Source organism: Streptomyces chiangmaiensis, from assembly GCF_036281785.1.
Lineage (GTDB): Bacteria > Actinomycetota > Actinomycetes > Streptomycetales > Streptomycetaceae > Streptomyces > Streptomyces chiangmaiensis.
In genome coordinates, this window is record NZ_JAYWVC010000702.1 from 1 (window position 1) to 665 (window position 665).

The 665-nt window shown below is 63.3% G+C and carries 3 protein-coding genes; 2 read left to right on the forward strand and 1 reads right to left on the reverse strand.

What is annotated here, in order from left to right; all coding sequences use genetic code 11:
• Nucleotides 1-257: hypothetical protein (locus VXC91_RS46510; RefSeq protein WP_329513356.1), on the reverse strand; the 257-nt coding region annotated here is incomplete at its 3' end.
• Between VXC91_RS46510 and VXC91_RS46515 the strand changes: the two genes are divergently transcribed.
• A complete protein-coding gene (locus VXC91_RS46515) occupies nt 198-428 on the forward strand; it encodes a BTAD domain-containing putative transcriptional regulator (RefSeq protein ID WP_329513354.1) in 231 nt (76 codons plus the stop codon). The two genes, VXC91_RS46510 and VXC91_RS46515, sit on opposite strands and share 60 nt — an antisense overlap.
• A gap of 85 nt (nt 429-513) precedes the next feature.
• The coding region (locus VXC91_RS46520; protein ID WP_329513355.1) for a thioredoxin family protein at nt 514-665 on the forward strand (152 nt) is incomplete at its 3' end.

Consider the following 665-nt stretch of genomic DNA (forward strand, 5'->3'; position numbering starts at 1 on the left):
TAAAAGGCGGCGGCAAGGGCCCGGGGGGGGCGCGCGGCACTGACGACCTGGCGTCCGCGGCGAGCCTGCTGACTGAGGGCCTCGAGATGTGGAGAGGAGCAGCTTTCGCCGGGGCTCCGGAGCCGTTCGCGGGCCAGTAGTGCAGCGTCCTCGGCGAGCTGCACCTCGCCCGTGTCGACGGGCAGCTCGCCTGCGAAGTGGAGAGAGGACGCTACGCCGAGGCCGTCGAAGAACTGTCTACTCTGCTCGTCGAGCACCCGCTCCGAGAGCGGGTATGTGACCTCTTCGTGACCGTGCTCTATGGTGCTGGGCGGCAGTCCGATGCCGTGACGATCTACCTCACAACCAGTCACCTGCCACGTCAACTCCAGTCGCCGCGATTTGTTTTCCGCCGAAGATTTGCCCTCCGCTCGGCGTATTGCGTGTGATGTCCCTCATGGCGGGCCGGTCTATTTTTTACCGCTGGCACAGTTGTTGACTGGAGCGCAATTCTGGTGCTTCCGCACAGCTGGCATGGAAGGCAATGTGAAAAGCGTGACCGACGAGACCTTTGCGGAGAAGGTGCTCAATAGCGGTAAGTCTGTGCTCGTGGATTTATGGGCCGAGTGGTTCGGGCTCTGCAGCCTCATAGCACCGGTCTCTGAGGCGCTCGCCGCCGAGCACAG